This is a genomic window from Bradyrhizobium sp. (assembly GCF_049798375.1).
In the GTDB taxonomy this organism is placed as follows: Bacteria; Pseudomonadota; Alphaproteobacteria; order Rhizobiales; family Xanthobacteraceae; genus Bradyrhizobium.
Map to the genome: position 1 here is coordinate 1 of NZ_JBARGP010000384.1, position 3,673 is coordinate 3,673.

The 3,673-nt window shown below is 64.7% G+C and carries 2 protein-coding genes and 1 pseudogene; all 3 read right to left on the reverse strand.

All coding sequences use genetic code 11. The annotated features are described in order from the left end of the window. Positions 1-1,007 (reverse strand): glutamate synthase-related protein (locus tag WA702_RS16415; protein ID WP_425111593.1); only part of this gene is annotated, 1,007 nt, incomplete at its 3' end. Positions 1,008-1,341: 334 nt separating this feature from the next. Continuing rightward, positions 1,342-2,907, reverse strand: a complete 1,566-nt coding sequence (locus WA702_RS16420) for an acyl-CoA synthetase (protein WP_425111592.1) — start codon at positions 2,905-2,907, stop codon at positions 1,342-1,344. 336 nt (positions 2,908-3,243) lie between these two features. Beyond that, positions 3,244-3,673, reverse strand: a pseudogene (locus WA702_RS16425) (ferredoxin--NADP reductase); the annotation flags it as partial.

Sequence of the window (3,673 nt, forward strand, 5' to 3'; positions counted from 1 at the left end):
AGCATCGCCTTGCAGATCGCCAGGAACTCCCAGGGATGGCCGATGCAGAGCTTGAAGCCGGCCGGCTTGCCGCCGGACAGCCTGCGCATCTCGCCGATAAACTGCATCATGCCGATGGGGGTCGAGAAGGCACGATGCGCGGCCGGCGAAATGCAGTCCTCGCCCATCGCGACACCGCGGATCTTGGAGATCTCTGCCGAGACCTTGGCGGCCGGCAGCACGCCGCCGTGGCCGGGCTTGGCACCCTGGCTGACCTTGAGCTCGACCATTTTGATCTGGTCTTCGATGGCCAGCCGCGCGAATTCCTCCGGATTGAAACTGCCGTCACGATGGCGGCAGCCGAAATAGCCGGAGCCGATCTCCCAGATGATGTCGCCGCCCATCTCGCGGTGATAGGGGCTGTAGCCGCCCTCGCCGGTGTCATGGGCGAAGCCGCCCTTCCTGGCGCCACCATTGAGCGCGCGCACTGCGTTGGGGCTGAGCGCGCCGAAGCTCATCGCCGAGATGTTGAAGACCGATGCCGAATAGGGTTTGGTGCAATCGGGCCCGCCGATCTCAATCCGGAATTTCTCCTCCGCATGCATCTTCGGCGCCATCGAATGGTGCAGCCATTCATAGCCCTCGCGGTAGACGTCCTCCTGCGTGCCGAACGGGCGCTTGTCGAGCACCATCTTGGCGCGCTGATAGACCACGGCGCGGGTGTCGCGCGAGAACGGCATGCCGTCCTTCTCGCTCTCGAAGAAATACTGCCGCATCTCCGGGCGTATTTCTTCGAGCAGGAAGCGCATATGCGCCGAGATCGGATAGTTGCGCAGCACCGCGTGGTTCTGCTGCATGAGGTCGCGGATGCCGAGCAAGGTCAGTCCGCCGAAGATCAGCAACGGCGCCAGCAGGACGTCGAAGATCCGGTGATCGAAGATCCCGAGGATCAGCAGCAACGCCGTCACGACCGTACAGATCGTCAGCACGATGAAGCGTGGCGAGAACGGAAGCAGCAGCGTTTCCATGGCATTCCCCCGTACGAAGGCCATCGACCGGCCTCCTGACATCAGAGGCAACACGATGGACCTGTGGCGCAGACCTGATCTATCCGGTTCTATCCGGGGCCGCAGTCATGGAGATGACAGGCCCATGCTGTCCCGATTCTGACGTTCGCATCAGTTTGCCGCGATCGCGTTTACCAATGCCAAATTCCCGCACGCGTGCGACGCTATCCAATCACCTCGCGACAAATCAATCCAGCAGGGAGGCTTCCCCGCATTTTGCAGCGCAAGGAGCCCGACGCGGCCGTTCGAATCGAGAAAAATGCCGTCGCATTTGCAGCAAAGGTCGCCCCGTGGCTCACGCCTCCGTGAAAAGCCCGGCATGGGCCTCGCGCAACTGCCGCTTGAGCAGCTTGCCGCTCGGATTCTTCGGCAGCGCCTCGACGAACACGATGCGCTTCGGCGCCTTGAACGAGGCGAGCTTGGCTTGCGCCTGCGCCAGCACCTGCGCCTCGGTCAGCGTGCAGCCAGACTTGACCACGATGACGGCCACCACCGCCTCGACCCAGCGCGGGTGCGGCAGGCCGACCACGGCGACCTCCGAGACCTCCGGGATCAGATACAGCGCCTCCTCGACCTCGCGGCTGGCGACGTTCTCGCCGCCGGTCTTGATCATGTCCTTCTTGCGATCGACGATGGTGATGTAGCCCTCGGCGTCGATGGTGGCGAGATCGCCGGAATGAAACCAGCCGCCATGAAAGGCCGCCGCGGTGCGTGCGTCGTCGTGGAAATAGCCGAGCATCAAATGCGGCGAGCGGTGCACGACCTCGCCGACCGCGCCGGGCAAAACATCGTTCATCGCATCGTCGACCACGCGGGTCTCGACATTGAGCACGGCGCGACCGCAGGAGCCGGGCTTGCGCAATTGATCGTCAGGCCCGAGCAGGGTCGCAAGCGGCGCGATCTCGGTCTGGCCGTAGAGATTCCACAGCCGCACCTCCGGCAGCCGCTGCGCCAGTTCGCGCAGCACCTCGACAGGCATGATCGAGGCGCCGTAATAGCCTTTGCGCAAGGAGGAGAGATCGGTGCGGTCGAACAGCGGCGAGCGCATCAGCGCGATCCATACCGTCGGCGGCGCGAAGAACGAGGTGATGCGGAATTTCGCAATCAGCGGCAGCAGATTGTCCGGCGTCGGCAACGCCGTGATGATGTTGGTGCCGCCGACATAGATCGAAGGACCGAAGAACACGTCGAGCTGCGCGCAGTGATAGAGCGGCAGCGCATTGAGCGCGACGTCGTGGGCGGCAATCTCGGCATCGACGACGCAGCTGACATATTGCGAGATCACGGCGTCATGGCTCAGCATCGCGCCCTTGGGCAGCGATTCCGTGCCCGAGGTGTAGACGATTTGCGCGAGGTCAGTGCCGTCGAGCTCGACCGGGGGCAATTCCGCCGTCGATGCCGCGAGTGCGGCGAAATCGATCATGTCGGCCTGCCGTTCGCTCGGACCTTCCGACGGCAGCCAGATCAGCTGCTCGATCGCCGGGACGAGCTCTTTGGCGGCGCGGGCCAGTGGCGCAAGGCCGGAGTCGGTCGCCAGCAGCCGCGCGCCGGCGTGGCGCAGGATATAGGCGACCTCGTCAGCCTTGAGCATGAAGTTGATCGGGACCAGCACCGCGCCGAGCCGGGCCAGCGCGAAGCGCAGCGCGACAAAGGCATGCGAGTTGCGGGCGAGCACGGCGAGGCGCTCGCCTTTCGTGACGCCCCGCGCGGCGAGACCGGCCGCGAGCCGGTCGACAATGGCGTTGAATTCGGCGTAGCTCCAGCCGGTGCCGCCGCAGAGCACCGCCAGCTTGTCGGGGCTGCGCGCCGCGCTCCGCCGCAGGAGATCACCGAGCGTCTGCCGCCGAACCATGGACTCCATAAATGCCCCCTGCCCTTGCCCGGGGACGGCCGTCGCGACGGCGAACCAAAGTCCCCTCCCTTGTCTCGAGGCCTTTTCGGCCCGTGCTTGAGAACAAGCGTAGAGGGTGCGTAGGAGAGGTCAAGCGTCAGGCCGGCGGACGCTCACAGGCACAGAGCCTTGGAGTTTGGAGCAATTTCGCGCGTCATCGGCGGGAGGCCCCCTCGCCCCGTTTTTACGGGGAGAGGCCGGGGTGAGGGGCAGACGCGGGCGGTGTAAGCGTCGAGACCTGTACCCCCTCACCCGGATTGCTTCGCAATCCGACCTCTCCCCGCAAGCGGGGCGAGGTTAAGAAGGTCAGCGCTCGACGAACGCCTTCTCGATCACGAAATGGCCGGGCGTGTTGCCGCTGCCTTCGATGAAGCCGCCGGACTCGAACATAATCTTCAGCTCTTCCAGCATCCCCGGGCTGCCGCACATCATGATGCGGTCGGTCTCGATATCGAGCGGCGGCTGGCCGAGATCGTTGAAGATCTGTTCGGAGGAGATCAGGTCGGTGATGCGGCCGCGGTTGCGGAACGGCTCGCGCGTCACAGTCGGATAGTAGAACAGCTTCTCGGAGAGCAACGGCCCGAACAGCTCGTCCTCGCGCAGCTTGGCGACCACGGTTTCGCCATAGGCGAGCTCGGCGACCTGGCGGCAGCCATGGACCAGCACGATCTGCTCGAACTGATCATAGACCTCGGGGTCCTTGATCAGGCTCGCGAACGGGGCCAGGCCGGTACCG